General features: G+C 73.0%; 9 protein-coding genes. 5 read left to right on the top strand and 4 right to left on the bottom strand.

Going from position 1 to position 15,686, the window contains the following annotated elements; genetic code table 11:
* Window positions 1–112 precede the first annotated feature (112 nt).
* The 4 genes from ACFYY2_RS19725 to ACFYY2_RS19710 form a co-directional block, all read right to left on the bottom strand.
* Window positions 113–994, bottom strand: a complete 882-nt coding sequence (locus ACFYY2_RS19725; RefSeq protein ID WP_388744457.1) for an LPXTG cell wall anchor domain-containing protein — start codon at window positions 992–994, stop codon at window positions 113–115.
* Window positions 995–1,343: 349 nt separating this feature from the next.
* Entirely contained in the window at window positions 1,344–2,450 is a 1,107-nt protein-coding gene (prfB, locus tag ACFYY2_RS19720) for a peptide chain release factor 2 (protein ID WP_388744453.1), read from the bottom strand.
* Between the two features lie 70 nt (window positions 2,451–2,520).
* Window positions 2,521–3,756 (bottom strand): serine/threonine-protein kinase, encoded by a 1,236-nt coding sequence (locus tag ACFYY2_RS19715; protein WP_388744450.1) that lies wholly within the window; start codon window positions 3,754–3,756, stop codon window positions 2,521–2,523.
* A 148-nt stretch (window positions 3,757–3,904) separates the two neighbouring features.
* Window positions 3,905–5,548, bottom strand: coding sequence for a serine/threonine-protein kinase (locus ACFYY2_RS19710; RefSeq protein WP_388744448.1), 1,644 nt, complete (start codon window positions 5,546–5,548; stop codon window positions 3,905–3,907).
* A 408-nt stretch (window positions 5,549–5,956) separates the two neighbouring features.
* On the opposite strand from ACFYY2_RS19710, the gene ACFYY2_RS19705 reads away from it, so the two are divergent.
* The 5 genes from ACFYY2_RS19705 to ACFYY2_RS19685 all read left to right on the top strand — a co-directional run bounded on the left by ACFYY2_RS19705 (window position 5,957) and on the right by ACFYY2_RS19685 (window position 15,625).
* Window positions 5,957–9,247, top strand: a complete 3,291-nt coding sequence (locus ACFYY2_RS19705; RefSeq protein WP_388744446.1) for an FHA domain-containing protein — start codon at window positions 5,957–5,959, stop codon at window positions 9,245–9,247.
* A gap of 306 nt (window positions 9,248–9,553) precedes the next feature.
* Window positions 9,554–10,921 (top strand): ABC transporter substrate-binding protein, encoded by a 1,368-nt coding sequence (locus ACFYY2_RS19700; RefSeq protein WP_388744443.1) that lies wholly within the window; start codon window positions 9,554–9,556, stop codon window positions 10,919–10,921.
* A gap of 4 nt (window positions 10,922–10,925) precedes the next feature.
* The gene (locus tag ACFYY2_RS19695; RefSeq protein WP_388744440.1) at window positions 10,926–12,293 is read left to right on the top strand and encodes a carbohydrate ABC transporter permease; all 1,368 of its coding nucleotides are present in this window, start codon (window positions 10,926–10,928) and stop codon (window positions 12,291–12,293) included.
* Window positions 12,290–13,204 (top strand): carbohydrate ABC transporter permease, encoded by a 915-nt coding sequence (locus ACFYY2_RS19690; RefSeq protein WP_388744438.1) that lies wholly within the window; start codon window positions 12,290–12,292, stop codon window positions 13,202–13,204. The genes ACFYY2_RS19695 and ACFYY2_RS19690 overlap by 4 nt, the downstream gene beginning before the upstream one ends.
* A 186-nt stretch (window positions 13,205–13,390) precedes the next feature.
* A complete protein-coding gene (locus ACFYY2_RS19685) occupies window positions 13,391–15,625 on the top strand; it encodes a CDP-glycerol glycerophosphotransferase family protein (protein WP_388744436.1) in 2,235 nt (744 codons plus the stop codon).
* Window positions 15,626–15,686 lie beyond the last annotated feature (61 nt).

Genomic DNA, 15,686 nt, shown 5'->3' with positions numbered 1-15,686 from the left:
GGCCGGAGCGCCGCTGACGGGCGCCTACGGCCGCTGGAGGCCGTCCGCAACACGAAAGGGCCCGGGAGGCCGTGTCGGCGCTCCCGGGCCCTTCACCGTGCGTGTGCGGACGTCAGGCGGCCGTACGACCGCTGCCGGCCAGGCGCGGCAGGAAGCGGAAGCCGATGCCGCCGGCGATCATCGTCGCGGCACCGACCAGCAGGAAGGTGGTCTCGGCCGCACCGGTCTCGGCGAGCTCGTCCTTGCCCTTGCCCTGCTCGACCGGCTGGTTGCCGACACTGTCCGTGTCGGTGTTGTCGGCGCACGCCGCGCCGTCGAGGTCGACGGTGCAGGTGCCGGCGCCACCGTCGGAGCCGCCGTCCGAGCCACCGGTCACGGAACCGGTGGTCCCGCCGTCCGTGGTGCCACCGTCCGTGGTCCCACCGTCGGTGGTGCCACCGTCGGTCGTCCCACCGTCCGTGGTGCCACCGTCCGTGGTGCCACCGTCGGTCGTCCCGCCGTCGGTCGTCCCGCCGTCGGTCGTCCCGCCGTCCGTGGTGCCACCGTCGGTGGTGCCACCGTCCGTGGTCCCGCCGTCGGTCGTCCCACCGTCCGTGGTGCCACCATCGGTGGTCCCGCCGTCGGTCGTCCCACCGTCCGTGGTCCCACCGTCGGTGGTGCCACCGTCGGTCGTCCCACCGTCCGTGGTCCCACCGTCGGTGGTGCCACCGTCGGTCGTCCCACCGTCCGTGGTCCCGCCGTCGCTGGTGCCGCCGTTGTCGACACCACCGGCCACGGTGCCGCCGTCGGTCGTCCCACCGTCCGTGGTGCCACCGTCCGTGGTGCCACCGTCGGCCGCCACGTTCACCTGCGCGCTGATACCGGTCTCGTCGGCGTCCACACCGATACCGATGCCGACGGCCTGGGCCGCGCCCGCTGCGGTGAGCGACGCGCCCGCCGCGATGACCGCGCCCGCGGCTATACGCGCGACGCGGATTCGCGTCTTCTTCGTCATCTGTTATTACCCCCAGTAGCTGATCTCGTCGATGGAGCAGCCATATGCGGTCCTCGGCTCTGCGGGGTCACGCTCTCCGCGGGGCCACGCCGTACCGTGGTCATCCCGCCCTCCCCCGATCACGCCTGTCCCGGACATACGCGTGCTGCCCTAGCACCCTGTCCAGAGACAAGGACTACGTCAAGGTGGTTCCGGTGGTATTCGCGGTGTTATAGGGGCCCTTGACTGCTATTCAGGGGTACGACTGTGACCCATTCACCACGACATTCCCTCACTCCGGGATACAACCCCCGCATGCGCGAAGAGCCCGGGCATTCCCTGCCCGGGCTCAACCACCGTACGGATGCGGCTACTTCTCGCTCTGCTTGCGCCAGCGGATACCGGCCTCCACGAAGCCGTCGATCTCACCGTTGAAGACCGCTTCGGGGTTGCCCATCTCGAACTCCGTACGCAGGTCCTTGACCATCTGGTACGGGTGCAGGACGTACGACCGCATCTGGTTGCCCCAGGAATTGCCGCCGTCGCCCTTGAGGGCGTTCATCTTGGCCTGCTCCTCCTGACGGCGGCGCTCCAGGAGCTTCGCCTGGAGGACGTTCATCGCGGACGCCTTGTTCTGGATCTGCGAGCGCTCGTTCTGGCAGGAGACGACGATGCCGGTCGGCAGGTGGGTGAGGCGCACCGCGGAGTCCGTGGTGTTGACGCCCTGGCCGCCGGGGCCCGAGGAGCGGTACACGTCCACGCGGAGCTCGGACTCGTCGATCTCCACGTGGTCCGTCTGCTCGACCACGGGCAGCACCTCGACGCCCGCGAAGGAGGTCTGGCGACGGCCCTGGTTGTCGAAGGGCGAGATGCGGACGAGCCGGTGGGTGCCCTGCTCGACGGAGAGCGTGCCGTAGGCGTACGGGACCTCGACAGCGAAGGTGGTCGACTTGATGCCGGCCTCCTCGGCGTACGCCGTCTCGTAGACCTCGGTCTTGTAGTTGTGCCGCTCGGCCCAGCGGAGGTACATGCGCTGGAGCTTCTCCGCGAAGTCCGCGGCGTCGACGCCGCCGGCCTCGGCCCGGATGGTGACCAGGGCCTCCCGGGCGTCGTACTCGCCGGAGAGGAGCGTGCGGACCTCCATCTCGTCCAGCGCCTTGCGGACCGACTGCAGCTCCGACTCGGCCTCCGCGAGGGTGTCCGCGTCCCCCTCGTCCTCGGCCAGCTCGAAGAGCACTTCGAGGTCGTCGATGCGACCCCGCAGTGCCTCGGCCTTGCGCACCTCGGCCTGGAGGTGCGAAAGCTTGCTGGTGATCTTCTGTGCCGCCTCCGGGTCGTCCCAGAGGGACGGGGCCGCCGCCTGCTCCTCGAGCGCGGCGATGTCGGCCCTCAGCGCATCGAGGTCCAGGACGGCCTCGATCGACCCCATGGTCGAGGAGAGGGACTTCAGCTCTTCGGAAATATCGACGACTGCCACGGGTCCAGCGTAACGGCTGGACGAGTGAACCTGTCCCTCCCCCGGATCCGGCCCGGCACGGGGCCGGTCCTCAGGGAGTCGCGGGCGCCGAATTCCGGGTGTCCTCGGGGGCCGTCCCGGTGTCGTCGCCGACCGTCGCCAGCCAGCCGCCGACCCCCAGCGCCGCGCACAGGGCGACCACGGCGACACCGAGGGTGATCCTGCGCTTGCGGACGGCCGCCGACCTGTTGCGGGCCGAACCGGGGCGGGGGCGGCCGGGGGCGCGCGGGGCACGGGCGGTGCCGAGGGGGCCGCCCGCCAGTTCGTCGGGCCCGGGGACGCGCATGCTCGTGTGGGTGTCCCGGTTGGAGTCGGGACTCGACGCGGGCACCAGCGGAACGGCACCGCGACGGCGCGGCTCCTCGGGGACCGGGGCGTACGGCTGTTCGTCGTAGGTCTGCGGCTCCTCGTTGTCCGGCTCGTCGACGTCGAGCGGGGGTATGCCCGACAGGAGCGGGAGCAGCGCGCGGAGTCCGGCGGCGAGCTCGGACGCGCGCAGGCGGGAGGCCGGGGCCTTGGCCAGGCACTGGACCAGGAGCTGCCAGAGCTCTTCGGGGATGCCCGGCAGCGGCACGACCGTCTCGGTCACGTGGCGGCGGAGGACGGCCCCCGGGTGCCCGCCGCCGAAGGGGGTGAAGCCCGCCAGGAGCTCGTAGAGCACGGTGGCGAGGGCGTAGATGTCCACGGCGGCGCGCGGCGGGAGACCTTCGACGATCTCGGGAGCCAGGTAGTCCGGCGTGCCGATGATCTTGGTGGCCTTCGTGCGGCGGGGGGTGTCGATCAGCTTGGCGACGCCGAAGTCGGTCAGCAGGGCCGGGTGCGAGCCGCCGGGACCCGCCGGGCCCTCCATGTCGAGCAGGATGTTCTCCGGCTTGACGTCGCGGTGCACGACTCCGGCCCGGTGAGCGGCGGCGAGGCCGTCGGCGACGTCCGCGATGATCGCCACCGCGGCCTCGGGTGCGAGGCGGCGCTCCCGGTCCAGACGGGTGCGCAGGTCGGTGCCGCGCACGAGGTCCATCACCAGGGCCAGGTCGGTGCCGTCGACCACGAGGTCGCGGACGGCGACGACGTGCGGATGGCCGAGTCCGAGCAGAGCGGTGCGTTCCTGCACGAAGCGGCCCACGAGCTCCTGGTCGGACGCGAGGTCCTCGCGGAGCAGCTTGATGGCGACCGGGCCCTCGGGCCCCTCTCCGAGCCACACCGTGCCGGCGCTGCCGCGCCCCAGGATCTGGTGCGCGGTGTACCGGCTGCCGATATTCCGTGCCAAGACTGCTCCCTCAGCGGCTGGCGTTGACCCCCCGGTCGACAAAGTTACGCGGCGATCGGGGGGTCGCGTGCCCTGGATGGCGCCAACCTTCACTTCTGCGGGCGAATTGACCCCGAGGAAGTCGACAAAGACACGGGCAGGGGCGGTCCTACTGGCCGGTGGAACCGCTGGAGTCGCCCGAGCTGCTCCCGAGGTCCTCGAACCACTTGGTGACGTTGTCGATGCCGTCCCCTATGGCGCTCCAGAAGCTCTGCCCCTGGGCGACCCAGTCCTGAAGCGGCGTCAGCTCCCAGATGAGCCAGGCGGCGACGATCAGCAGGACCACCGAGAACAGGCATCCCTTGAGGCAGCCGAGACCCGGGATACGCATCGGGTTGGCGCTGCGCTGCCTCGGCTGGCGCGGTGCGGGCGGCTGCGGCGCGGGGCGCTGCGGCGGCGCGTACTGCTGTCGCTGGGGCTGCTGCTGCGGCTGGCTGTAGCGCTGGGGCTGCTGCTGTCGCTGCTGCTGCTGTTGCTGCGGGTACTGCTGGTGCTGGGGGCGCTGCTGGTGCTGGGGCTGCTGCTGCGGCGCCTGCTGCTGGCGCTGAGGGCGGCGGCGCAGCGGGTCCTGGCTCGGGTCGAGGTACTGGACCTGCGTCTGCTCGTTGCGGTCGCGGGCCGCCCTGAGCTGGGACTGCCACGGGTGCGGCTCGTCGGGCCGCGGGGGGCCGTCGGGGTGCGGCGGCACGGGCGGCATCATCGCCGTCGGGTCGGCCTGGCCGCCCGTACCCGCGGTCTGCTGCATGACGCTGGTCGGTGCGGCCGGGTCGTACGAGCCCGCGTTGCCGGGCAGCACCTGCGTGAGGTCCGCGGCGCCGGGGGTCTCGGGGACGGCGGCCGGGGCCGGGTCGGGGGCGAGCAGGGCACCGACGCCCTCGGCGGCCGCGATCTGCGCGGAGTTCGCGTGCACTCCGACGCCGGCGCCCACGGTGCGCAGCGCACGGGCCAGGCTGACGGCGCTGGGCCGCTGGTCCGGGTCCTTGCGCAGGCAGCGCTCGATGACGGTCCACAGCGGTTCCGGCACGTTGCCGGGGCGCCGGGGCTCCTCGCTGAGGTGCCGGTGCAGGACTTCGAGGGCGGAGCCCCCGGCGAACGGCGGACGGCCGGTGACCAGCTCGTACAGCAGGATGCCGGCGCCGTAGATGTCCACGGCGGAGGTCTGCGGGCGGCCCTCGGCCGACTCCGGTGCCACGTATGCCGGGGTGCCGACGAACTCGTGGGTGCGGGTGAGCCCCGGGGAGTCCGCCAGGCGGGCGATGCCGAAGTCGGTGAGCATCGGGTGCATCTCGCCGTTGCGCTGGTCGAGGAGCACGTTGGCCGGCTTGAGATCGCGGTGGACCACGCCGTCGGCGTGGCTGGCGGCGAGCGCGTCCGCGATCTGGGCCGTCAGCAGCGAGGCGGCGACCGGGGTGAGCGGGCCGTTCTCGCGCAGATAGCGGTGCAGGTCGGGACCGTCGACCAGGTCCATCACCAGGGCGAGGAGATCCCCCTCGACGACGAGGTCGCGGGTCCGGACGATGTTCGCGTGGGTGAGCCGCAGCAGCACGGAGCGCTCACGCAGGAACCGCATCACGACGTCGGCGTCGTTGGCCAGCTCCTCCTTGAGCACCTTGATCGCAACGGTCTCGCCGGGCTGCCCGGCGACGGCCGCCTCGGCGCCCGCGGTCTCCCGCTGGCGGGCTCGCCAGACGGTGCCCGTGGCGCCGCGTCCGAGCGGCTCCTCGAGCAGGTACTTGCTGCCTACCGGCCGCACGTCATGCGCTCCCTGCTGATCGTTGTGCCGGCGGTACCCCCGGTCCCGCCCGGATGTCCCGGCCCACTCTAGTGCCGCGGTACGGGGCACCGGCCGGTCGTCCTCCGGTCGTGTTCGGGGGAAGACGCCGACACGGAAGAGTTGGTTGCCGAACGAGTGTGCAGCACGTCCCGGGCAGGACCAAGCAGGCACTTTTGCACCCGTACTCGGCCAATCAAGATCACTTAGCGGTCACCCCCGGGCGTGTTGTCGGTGGCAGGTGCGAGGATGCCAGCAGCACGGAACCGTGGGGTCGGGGGACTCACGCTCCGTGACGACCTGAACCGGACGACGCGTCCGTGCCGGGTGGGGGGAATCACAGGGCGTCTCCCCCTGCCGGCACCCCGCGCAGAAGGGACCGCCGACGCGATGCAGATCCGGCTGACCGTCCTCGCGCCGCGCAGCGGCCAGACCCCCGCGCGCGCCTGCGACGTGCTCGTCACCGCCCCCGCGGGGACGGCACTCGCGGCCGTGGCCTCCGGGCTGGCCACCGCGGTGTCCGGCCCGGAGGGATCCCTCGGCGGCGGCGCCACCGTGCTGTACGCGGGACGCGAGCGTCTGGACCCGCAGCGCTGCGCCCTCGGCGAGCCGCCCCTGGTCGACGGGGCCGTGCTCTCGCTCCAGGTGCCCGGCGAGGACGAGGCGGCCGACGACGCCGTCCCGGCACGGCTGCACGTGATCGCCGGACCCGATGCCGGCGGGGTCCACCTGCTCCACGGCGGGCAGATCCGCATCGGCCGCTCCGCCGAGGCCGACGTCCCGCTGGACGACCCGGACGTGTCGCGGCTGCACTGCGCGGTCACGGTCTCCCGGGACGGCCGGGTCTCGGTGTCCGACCTGGGCTCCACCAACGGCACCTCGCTGGACGGCGCGGAGGTCGGCGGCCGCCCGGTCCCGCTGCTGCCCGGCGCCCTGCTGCGGCTGGGCGAGTCCACGCTCCGCCTCACCTCGGGCACCCGTACGCCCGCGCTCACGACGGCGCCGGACGGCGAGGGTCACCTCCGGGTCGCCCGGCCCGACGCCGGCGTCCACGGACCGGACGCCGGCACCGACGGGGAGACGCACGGCTACAGCGCCGCGCCCTCGGGGCGGAGCGCCCACGACCCGTTCGACGACGGCCCGTCCGGCCACGACGCCCACCTCGACGGCACCCACGGCCACGACGCCGGCCCCACCCACGGCGGAACCGCGAGACGCGGCGGCATAGGGGCCTGGGCCCGGCGCCTCACCGGCGGCAGGAACGACACGGCCCACGCATCGCCCCACGGCGCGGTGCGGGCCGACGGGCCCTCCGCCGCTCCGCACACCTTCCCGGCCCCCGCGCCCTCGGCCCCGGCCGGGACCTGGCCGGACCCCGCGACCGTGCTCCTGACGGCACTCGGCCCCGGCCCGCGCCTGTGGGAGCGCGACACCGCGCACCCCGAGGCCCTGGTCGTGCGCCTGGGCACGACGGAGCGCGCGGACCTGCCCGCCGTGCCGGTCACCGTGGGCCTCCGGGAGGCGGGCTCGCTCGGCCTCGCGGGACCCCGCGACCGGCTGTCGGGGCTCGTCCGCTCGACCGTGGCGCAGCTCGCGGCGCTGCACTCCCCGTTCGACCTGGAGATCGTGCTGATCAGCGCGGACCGCGCCCGGAGCCCGGAGGAGCGGCGGCGCGAATGGTCCTGGCTCGGCTGGCTGCCGCACCTGCGCCCCATGCACGGCCAGGACTGCCGGCTGCTCCTCGCGTACGACCGCGAGCAGGCCGCCGCCCGCGCGGCGGAGCTGGCCCGACGCGTCGAGGAGAGCCCCCTGGGTCCCGGCTGGGCCAGCGCGGACCGGTCCTCGGTGGCCGCGGCGGCCCGTCGGCACACCGGGCCCCGAACCGTCGTGATCGTCGACGGAGACCCGGGATCCGCGTCGCTGCGCGAGACCACCGCGGCGCTCGCGGGCTCCGGTGCGGCCGCCGGCATCCACCTGATCTGTCTGGCCGAGACACCGGCCGCCTCCCCCACCTCCCCGGTCACCGCGACCTACGACAGCGCCTGCCGGGCCTCGATCGCCTTCCGCGAGTGCGGTGCGGTGGCCCTGCTGAGCGGCGACGTGGCGACCGCGCTGCGGCTGCTGCGCACGGCGGGCGGCCAGGCCGCGGGGCACGGCACCGTCGCCGCGGTGGACGCGGTCTCGGCCGCCTGGGCCGAGCGGTTCGGGCGCGCGCTGGCCCCGCTGCGGGACGAGGGCTCCGCCTCCCTGAACGGGCGGCCGATGGCCGCCGCCGCGCTGCCCCCGTCCGCCCGTCTGCTGGACGAGCTCGGTCTGGCCCGGGCCACACCTGCCTCCCTGATGGCCCGGTGGGCCTCCACCGCCGAGCACCAGCCCGGCGCGACGGTGCGCCCGCAGGCGCCCGGCGCCGATCTGGACCCGGCCGGCTCCGGCCGCACCCTGAGCACGGGCCCGCGGGTCGGCGCCCCCCGCGAATCCCCCGAGCACACCCCGTTCCGGGGCGGCGGGCCGACCAGCTCCGGTTCCGGCGGCTCCCCCTACCCGGCGGGCTCCGGCGAAGAGGGTTCCCCCCGGATCGGCGCCCAGCGGCGTGACAGCGACGGCACGGCCCCCGCCGCCGCGCCCTCCACGCACTACGCGGGGCGCCCCGTGCTCGTGCTCGGGGCGGGCCCCCGGGGTCCGCTGTCCGTCGACCTGGCCGACGAGGGACCGCACCTCCTGGTCGAGGGCCCGGTCGGCAGTGGCCGTACGGAGCTGCTGCGCGCCGTCGCCGCCTCCCTGGCGTCGGCCGCCCGGCCGGACCGGCTCGGCATCCTCCTGATCGACGGAGCGGGCGGCGAGCACGGGGAGCGCGGCGAGGGCCTGAGCCCGTGCACCGAACTGCCGCACGTCTTCACCCATCTCGTGGCCTCGGACCCCGTCCGGATGCGGGAGTTCGCCCAGGCGCTCGGCGGCGAGCTGAAGCGCCGCGCGGAGCTGCTCGGGGACCTGGACTTCACCGCATGGCACGCGCGGTACGAGCAGTCGCGGGCACCGCAGCCCGGCCGGCGCCCCGCCGGTGCCGCCGACCAGCGCGGCGACGCCGACGCACCGGCGGGCGGCACACTGCGGCTGCGGCCCGCCGCGGCCCGTCCCGTGGACCCGGGCCCCTCCCCGCTGCCCCGGCTGGTCGTGCTGGCCGACGACTTCGACGCCCTGGTCGCCCCGGCGCTGGGCAGTCCGGGACGTCCGTCCGCCGGGTCGGTCGTGCGGGTCCTGGAAGCCGTCGCCAGGGACGGAGGCCGTCTCGGCGTCCATCTGGTCGCCACGTCCGCCCGCCCCGACCGCACCGAGGACACCGAGCTGGCCCGCGGCGCCCGGCTGCGCATCGTGCTCGACCCGCCCGTCGTGCCCCCGTCCCCGGACGAGCCCGCGCCGGGCCGTGGGCGGCTGGGGCATCCGGACGGCAGGGTGACTCCGTTCCAGGGCGGCCGCGTCACCGGCCGCATCCCGCGCACGGCGACACAGCGCCCCACCGTCGTGCCGCTGGAGTGGGAGCGGATGGGAGATCCGCCCGCCCGCCGGCCCGTCCGCGAGCTGGGCAACGGCCCCACGGACCTGGCCCTCCTGGCCAGCGCTCTGGAACGCGCGGCCCGTTCGGTGAACGCCGGGCCGCTGCCCCCGCTGCTCCCGCACTCCTGACATCCACCGACGTCGGAACACGCCCGGCCCCGCCGCCGGGACACGCCGGGCCCACGCCGTCCGGCGCCTCGGCGCGCCCTCGTCGCTCACGGACGTTCCCCGTTCGGCGCTGTTTCGACGTGACGTCACGAGCCCATCACGATCACCGAGTTGAGGGCGAAGACGGTATTGCGGCGCTGGTCCGCCGGGCGTAGGACTGTGCGCACGGACGACGCGAACCGGGCCGGCGGAGGACGTGGACGACACTGCGGCGAGCAGCGGTCGGTGCCGGTTCGCGTACATGCGCACAGAAGAAACGGGGCAGAGATGCGCACAACCCTTCGAATGCGTAGGGCCGCAGTGGTGTTCACCGCGATCGGCGCGCTGGCCCTCACCGGCTGCGGTGACGACGGCGGCAGCGGCAAGGACAAGTCGGGCGACGCCTCCGGCAAGGGCGAGGACAGCGCGTCCAGCGTCACCCTGCCCAAGCTCGACGGCGAGAAGATCTCGGTGGCGGCGGTCTGGACGGGCCCCGAGCAGGCCAACTTCACCAAGGTTCTCGACGAGTTCGAGAAGCGCACGGGCGCCACGGTCACCTTCGTGCCCGCGCAGGACCCGATCGTCAACTTCCTCGGCACGAAGATAGCGGGCGGCCAGCCCCCGGACGTGGCCATGATCCCGCAGGTGGGCGCCATCCAGCAGGCCGTGGCGAAGAAGTGGGCGAAGCCGGTGGGCGCCGAGGCCAAGGCCCAGCTGGGCAAGAACTACGCGCAGGTCTGGCAGGACCTCGGCGCGGTCGACGGCACCCAGTACGGCGTCTACTTCAAGGCCGCCAACAAGTCCCTGGTCTGGTACAACGCCAAGGCCTTCGAGAACGCGGGCGCGAGTGAGCCGAAGACCTGGAAGGACTTCCTGGCCACGGCGGAGACCGTGTCGGCCTCGGGTGTCACCCCGGTCTCGGTCGGGGGCGCCGACGGCTGGACGCTCACCGACTGGTTCGAGAACATCTACCTCTCGCAGGCCGGGCCGGAGAAGTACGACCAGCTGGCCAAGCACGAGATCAAGTGGACGGACCCCTCCGTCAAGGACGCCCTCACCACCCTCGCCGAACTGTTCGGCAAGCCGAGCCTGATCTCCGGGGGCGCCGACGGCGCACTGCAGACCGAGTTCCCCGTCTCGGTCACCCAGACGTTCACCGGCGGCGACCAGCCCAAGGGCGCCATGGTGTTCGAGGGCGACTTCGTGGCCGTCAACATCGCGCAGACCAAGGCGAAGATCGGCACGGACGCCAAGGTGTTCCCGTTCCCCGCGGTGGGTGCGGACTCCCCCGTGGTGACGGGCGGCGACGCGGCCGTGGCGCTGAAGGACGGCAAGGGCGCCCAGGCGCTGCTGACCTGGCTCGCGTCCACCGACGCGGCGAGGATCTGGGCCGAGGCCGGCGGGTTCATCTCGCCCAACAAGGCCTTGGACACGGCCGCTTACCCGAACGACGTACAGCGCAAGATCGCCGAGGCCCTCATCGCGGCCGGGGACGACGTCAGGTTCGACATGTCCGACCAGGCACCCCAGTCGTTCGGCGGGACGCCCGGGAAGGGCGAGTGGAAGACGCTCCAGGACTTCCTCAAGAACCCGAAGGACATCGCCGGGACCCAGGCGAAACTGGAGTCCGACGCCGCCAAGGCGTACAAGAGCTGACGGGATGACCACTGCGACAGCGGGGGGCGCGCAGGCCGCGCCCCCCGCCGACAAGCGTCCCGGCACGAGCACTCGGACGCGCCGAAGCGTGACCGGCACCCGCAGGGCCGTCGCCGCGTCCTTCCTCCTGCCGGCCCTGGTGCTGCTCGGCGCCCTCGTCGTCTACCCGATCGTCTACTCCGTCTACCGCTCGTTCCTCGACCAGGCGGGCACGGGGTTCGCCGGCCTCGACAACTACAAGGCGCTGTTCACGGACGACACCATCCGTACGGCGGTCAGGAACAACGCGATCTGGGTCGTGTTCGCCCCGACGGTGTCCACGGTCCTGGGGCTGATCTTCGCGGTGCTCACCGAGCGGATCAGGTGGGGTACGGCGTTCAAGCTGATCGTCTTCATGCCGATGGCGATCTCGATGCTGGCCGCCGGGATCATCTTCCGGCTGGTGTACGAGCAGGCGCCGGAGCGCGGCGTCGCCAACGCCGTGGCGGTGGGCGTGCACGACACGTTCGCCGAGTCGTCCGGCTTCCCCAAGGCGCATCCCCTGCCCGTCCATCCGCTGAAGGCGGGCGGCGGCGGTTCCTTCGTCACGAAGGAGACCGTGCGTGCCGGTGAACCGGTGAGCCTGCCGCTCGTCGGTGTGGTGCCCTCGAAGATGCCCGGCGACGCGGCACATGCGAAGGCGGCGACCCCCTCCGGCGAGGGGATCACCGGGACGGCCTGGCTCGACTTCACCAAGGGCGGCGGCGGCAGACCCAACCTCGTGGACCCCCGGGAGCTGGGCCTCAAGGGCATCACCGTGGAGGCGGTCAAGGGCGGCAAGGTCGTCGCGACCGCCACAGCGGGCGCCGACGGCGTGTTCACCCTGCCCGCCTCGGCGGACGGGGCGGTCCTCCGGCTCCCGGCGGACAACTTCCGCGAGCCCTACAACGGGGTCGACTGGCTCGGGCCCTCCCTGGTGACGCCGGGGATCATCGGCAGCTACGTCTGGATGTGGGCGGGCTTCGCGATGGTGCTGATCGCGGCGGGGCTGGCCGGCCTGCCGCGCGAACTCCTCGAAGCGGCACGGGTGGACGGCGCGAACGAGTGGCAGGTGTTCCGCAGGATCACCGTCCCGATGCTCGCGCCCGTGCTCGCGGTGGTGCTGGTCACCCTGATGATCAACGTACTGAAGATCTTCGACCTGGTCTTCATCATCGCGCCGGGATCGTCCCAGGACGACGCGAACGTCCTGGCCCTGCAGCTGTACCGCTCGTCGTTCGGCACGGACGCGGATCCGGGGGTCGGCAGCGCCATCGCCGTACTCCTGCTGCTGCTGGTGATCCCCGTGATGCTGTTCAACGTGCGCCGGATTCGGAAGGAGGGGCGCCGATGACCACGACCGAGGTGGCGAAGGCCGGACCCGGACCGCGGGCCGAGGCGGTGCCCCGTGCCGGACGGTCCCTCGGGGCGCGGATCGCCGCCCGGGCGGGGGGCGGCGGCATGCGGGTCTTCCTCGTCCTGGTGGGCCTGTTCTGGCTGATGCCGACCATCGGGCTGCTGCTGTCGTCGCTGCGCGGCGCCGACGACATCGCGGCGACCGGGTGGTGGAAGGTCTTCACCGCACCGTCCGAGCTCACCTTCGACAACTACCAGCGCCTGCTGGACAATTCGACCATCACCGGTTCCCTCGTCAGCACGGTGCTGATCACCGTCCCGGCCACCTTCCTCGTGGTCGTGATCGGTTCCTTCGCCGGATACGCCTTCGCCTGGATGGAGTTCCCCGGACGGGACTGGTGGTTCCTGCTGGTCGTGGGACTGCTGGTGGTCCCCGTCCAGGTCGCGCTGATCCCGGTGTCCGAACTCTTCGGCACGATCGGGATCTTCGAGACGACGTTCGGCGTGATCATGTTCCACACGGCCTTCGGCCTGCCGTTCGCCATCTTCCTGCTGCGGAACTTCTTCGCGGAGATCCCCCGCGAACTCCTGGAGGCCGCACGGCTGGACGGGGCGGGCGAGATCCGGCTGTTCACCAGGGTCGTGATGCCGCTCGGCGGGCCCGCGATCGCCTCGCTCGGGATCTTCCAGTTCCTCTGGGTGTGGAACGACATGCTGGTCGCCCTGATCTTCGCGGACTCGGAGTCCCCGCCGATCACGGTCGCCCTGCAGCAGCAGGTCCGGCAGTTCGGCAACAACATCGACGTGCTCGCGCCCGGCGCGTTCGTGTCGATGGTGATCCCGCTGGCGGTCTTCTTCGCCTTCCAGCGGCAGTTCGTCTCCGGAGTGATGGCGGGCGCGGTCAAGTAGGAGGGACCGGACAGGCAGGAGAGACCGAACAGCACAGACGTTCGTCAACACCAGGGCGGCCCGTTCACTCTCGTTCGGGCCGCCCTACCTCGTACTTCCCCCGAATGCCACGTCCGGCGTAACCAAGTCACTCCATCGGCCGTTTGCGGGCCACCTGCCCGCCCGCGAGCGCCCCCTGGATGTGTTGTGCCCCGGTTCAGTGTCATCGTGCCCGCGTACCGGGTCCAGGCGTACCTGCACGCGTGTCTCGACTCCGTGCTGGACCAGTCCTTCAAGGACTACGAGATCATCGTGGTCGACGACTGCTCACCGGACGCCTGCGGCCCGATCGCCGACGAGTACGCCGTCCGTGACCCCCGCGTCACCGTCGTGCACCTGCCGCACAACTCCGGCCTCGGGCCGGCCCGCAACGCCGGGGTCGCCCGGGCCACCGGGGACTACCTCCTCTTCCTCGACGGTGACGACACCTTCGCCCCCGAGGCCCTGCAGGCCGTCGCCGACCGGCTGGCGGCCACCGGTGACCCGGACGTCCTCGTCTACGACTACGCCCGCACCTACTGGTCGGGCGAGAGCGTGCGGAACGCCTTCTCCCAGCACCTCGCCGAGACCGGCCCGGCCTCCTTCCGCCTCTCGGACCGCCCCGAACTGCTCAAGGTCCTGATGGTCGTCTGGAACAAGGCCTACCGGCGCGAGTTCGTCGAGGCGGAGGGATTCACCTTCCCGCCGGGCTACTACGAGGACACCCCGTGGACGTACCCCGTGCTCATGGCCGCCGGGTCGATCGCCGTCCTGGACACCGTCTGCGTCGGCTACCGCCAGCGGCGCCGGGGCAACATCCTCTCCACCACCACCCGCCGCCACTTCGACGTGTTCGACCAGTACGACCGCGTCTTCGCCTTCATCGACTCCCGGCCCGCGCTCGCGGACTGGCGCCCGGTGATATTCCGCAGGATGCTCGACCACTTCTCGACGCTCTTCACGTCCCGGGGGCGCCTTCCGCGCGGTACCCGGGGTGAGTTCTTCCGCCGGGCCCGCGCCCACTGCCGCCGCTATCGCACCCCCGGCGCCCCGGTGCCGCGCCGCGCGCGCCTGCGGCACGCCCTGTTCCGGCTCGGCGCCCACCGGACCTACCGCGCGCTCTGGGCGGCCCAGCGGCTGCGCACCCGGCTCGGGCGCGCCGGATCGGCCGCGCGCCGGGCGGCACGCGGGGCGGCTCTGCAGCTCCACTACCGCGTGCAGCTGCGCCTCCCCGTGAGGGCGGGGGACGCGGTGTTCGCGGCCTACTGGCACCGCGGCTACACCTGTAGTCCCGCGGCGCTGGAGGCCACGGCCAGGGCGCTCGTTCCGGGCATCCGCACCTCCTGGATCTGCCGGCCCGAGGACGCGCACACGGTTCCCGAGGCGACCCGGGTGCTCCATCCGGGCACAGCCGCCTACTGGACCGCCCTGGCCCGGTCCAAGTACCTCGTCAACAACGTCAACTTCGACCGCAGACTGGTGAAGCGACGCGGCCAGGTGCTGCTGCAGACCCATCACGGCACCCCCCTGAAGACCATGGGCACCGACCTCGTGCACCGCCCCGCGGCCGCCGGGTCCATGGACTTCGAGCAGCTGCTGCGCAACGTCGACAAGTGGGACTTCTCCCTCTCGGCCAACCAGCACTCCACCCTCGTGTGGGAGCGCACCTATCCGTCCGGCTACACCACGCTGGAGTACGGCAGCCCCCGCAACGACGTCTTCCACCGCGCGGCCCCGGACCAGGCCGCCCGGCTGCGCGAGCGCCTCGGCGTCCCCCCGGGCAGCACGGCCCTGCTCTACGCGCCGACCCATCGCGACTACCGGCGGGAGCAGCGGCACTCCCTGGATCTGGAACAGCTCGTCCGCGTCCTGGGCCCGCGCTTCGTGATCCTGGCGCGCTCCCACTACCTGGACGCGACGGCCAGGGCGACCGCCGGACACACCCGGCACCCGCGGATCATCGACGTCAGCGCCCACCCGTCCGTCGAGGAGCTCTGCCTCGCCTCCGACGGGCTGATCACGGACTACTCGTCGCTGATGTTCGACTACGTCAACCTGGACCGTCCGGTGGTCCTGCACCTGGAGGACGCGCAGGCGTACGAGGCGGCCCGGGGGACGTACTTCGATCCGGCGGGCTTCCCGCCCGGGGCAGTGGCGCGGGACCAGGAGGAGCTGCACGAGATCTTCGCGACGGACCACTGGCGCGGACCGCGCTCCGCGCAGCGCCGGGCGGCCTTCCGGGCCCGCTTCTGTCCGTACGACGACGGGCACGCCGCCGAGCGCGTGGTGCGCCGGGTCTTCCTCGGGGACACCTCGGGGCTGCCGGTCCCCGCGCCGCTGACGGGGCGGGGACCGGCGGGGGTGCCCCGGCAGGTGCCCGTACGGGAGTACACCAACGGCTGAGGCGTCCGGGGCGCGGCGGACGGCCGCGCCCCGGGATGGGTGCTCCGCCCCCGTACGCCCC

The sequence above is a fragment of the Streptomyces sp. NPDC001822 genome (assembly GCF_042892135.1).
Lineage (GTDB): Bacteria > Actinomycetota > Actinomycetes > Streptomycetales > Streptomycetaceae > Streptomyces.
The sequence above is the reverse complement of the archived record's forward strand: the minus strand, read 5'-3'. Positions and strand labels throughout refer to the sequence as shown.

Excerpts from the sequence above, each read along its gene's own strand:
- ACFYY2_RS19725 (WP_388744457.1), bottom strand. The coding sequence starts at position 994 with ATGACGAAGAAGACGCGAATCCGCGTCGCGCGTATAGCCGCGGGCGCG.
- ACFYY2_RS19705 (WP_388744446.1), top strand. The coding sequence starts at position 5,957 with ATGCAGATCCGGCTGACCGTCCTCGCGCCGCGCAGCGGCCAGACCCCC.
- ACFYY2_RS19700 (WP_388744443.1), top strand. The coding sequence starts at position 9,554 with ATGCGCACAACCCTTCGAATGCGTAGGGCCGCAGTGGTGTTCACCGCG.
- ACFYY2_RS19695 (WP_388744440.1), top strand. The coding sequence starts at position 10,926 with ATGACCACTGCGACAGCGGGGGGCGCGCAGGCCGCGCCCCCCGCCGAC.
- ACFYY2_RS19690 (WP_388744438.1), top strand. The coding sequence starts at position 12,290 with ATGACCACGACCGAGGTGGCGAAGGCCGGACCCGGACCGCGGGCCGAG.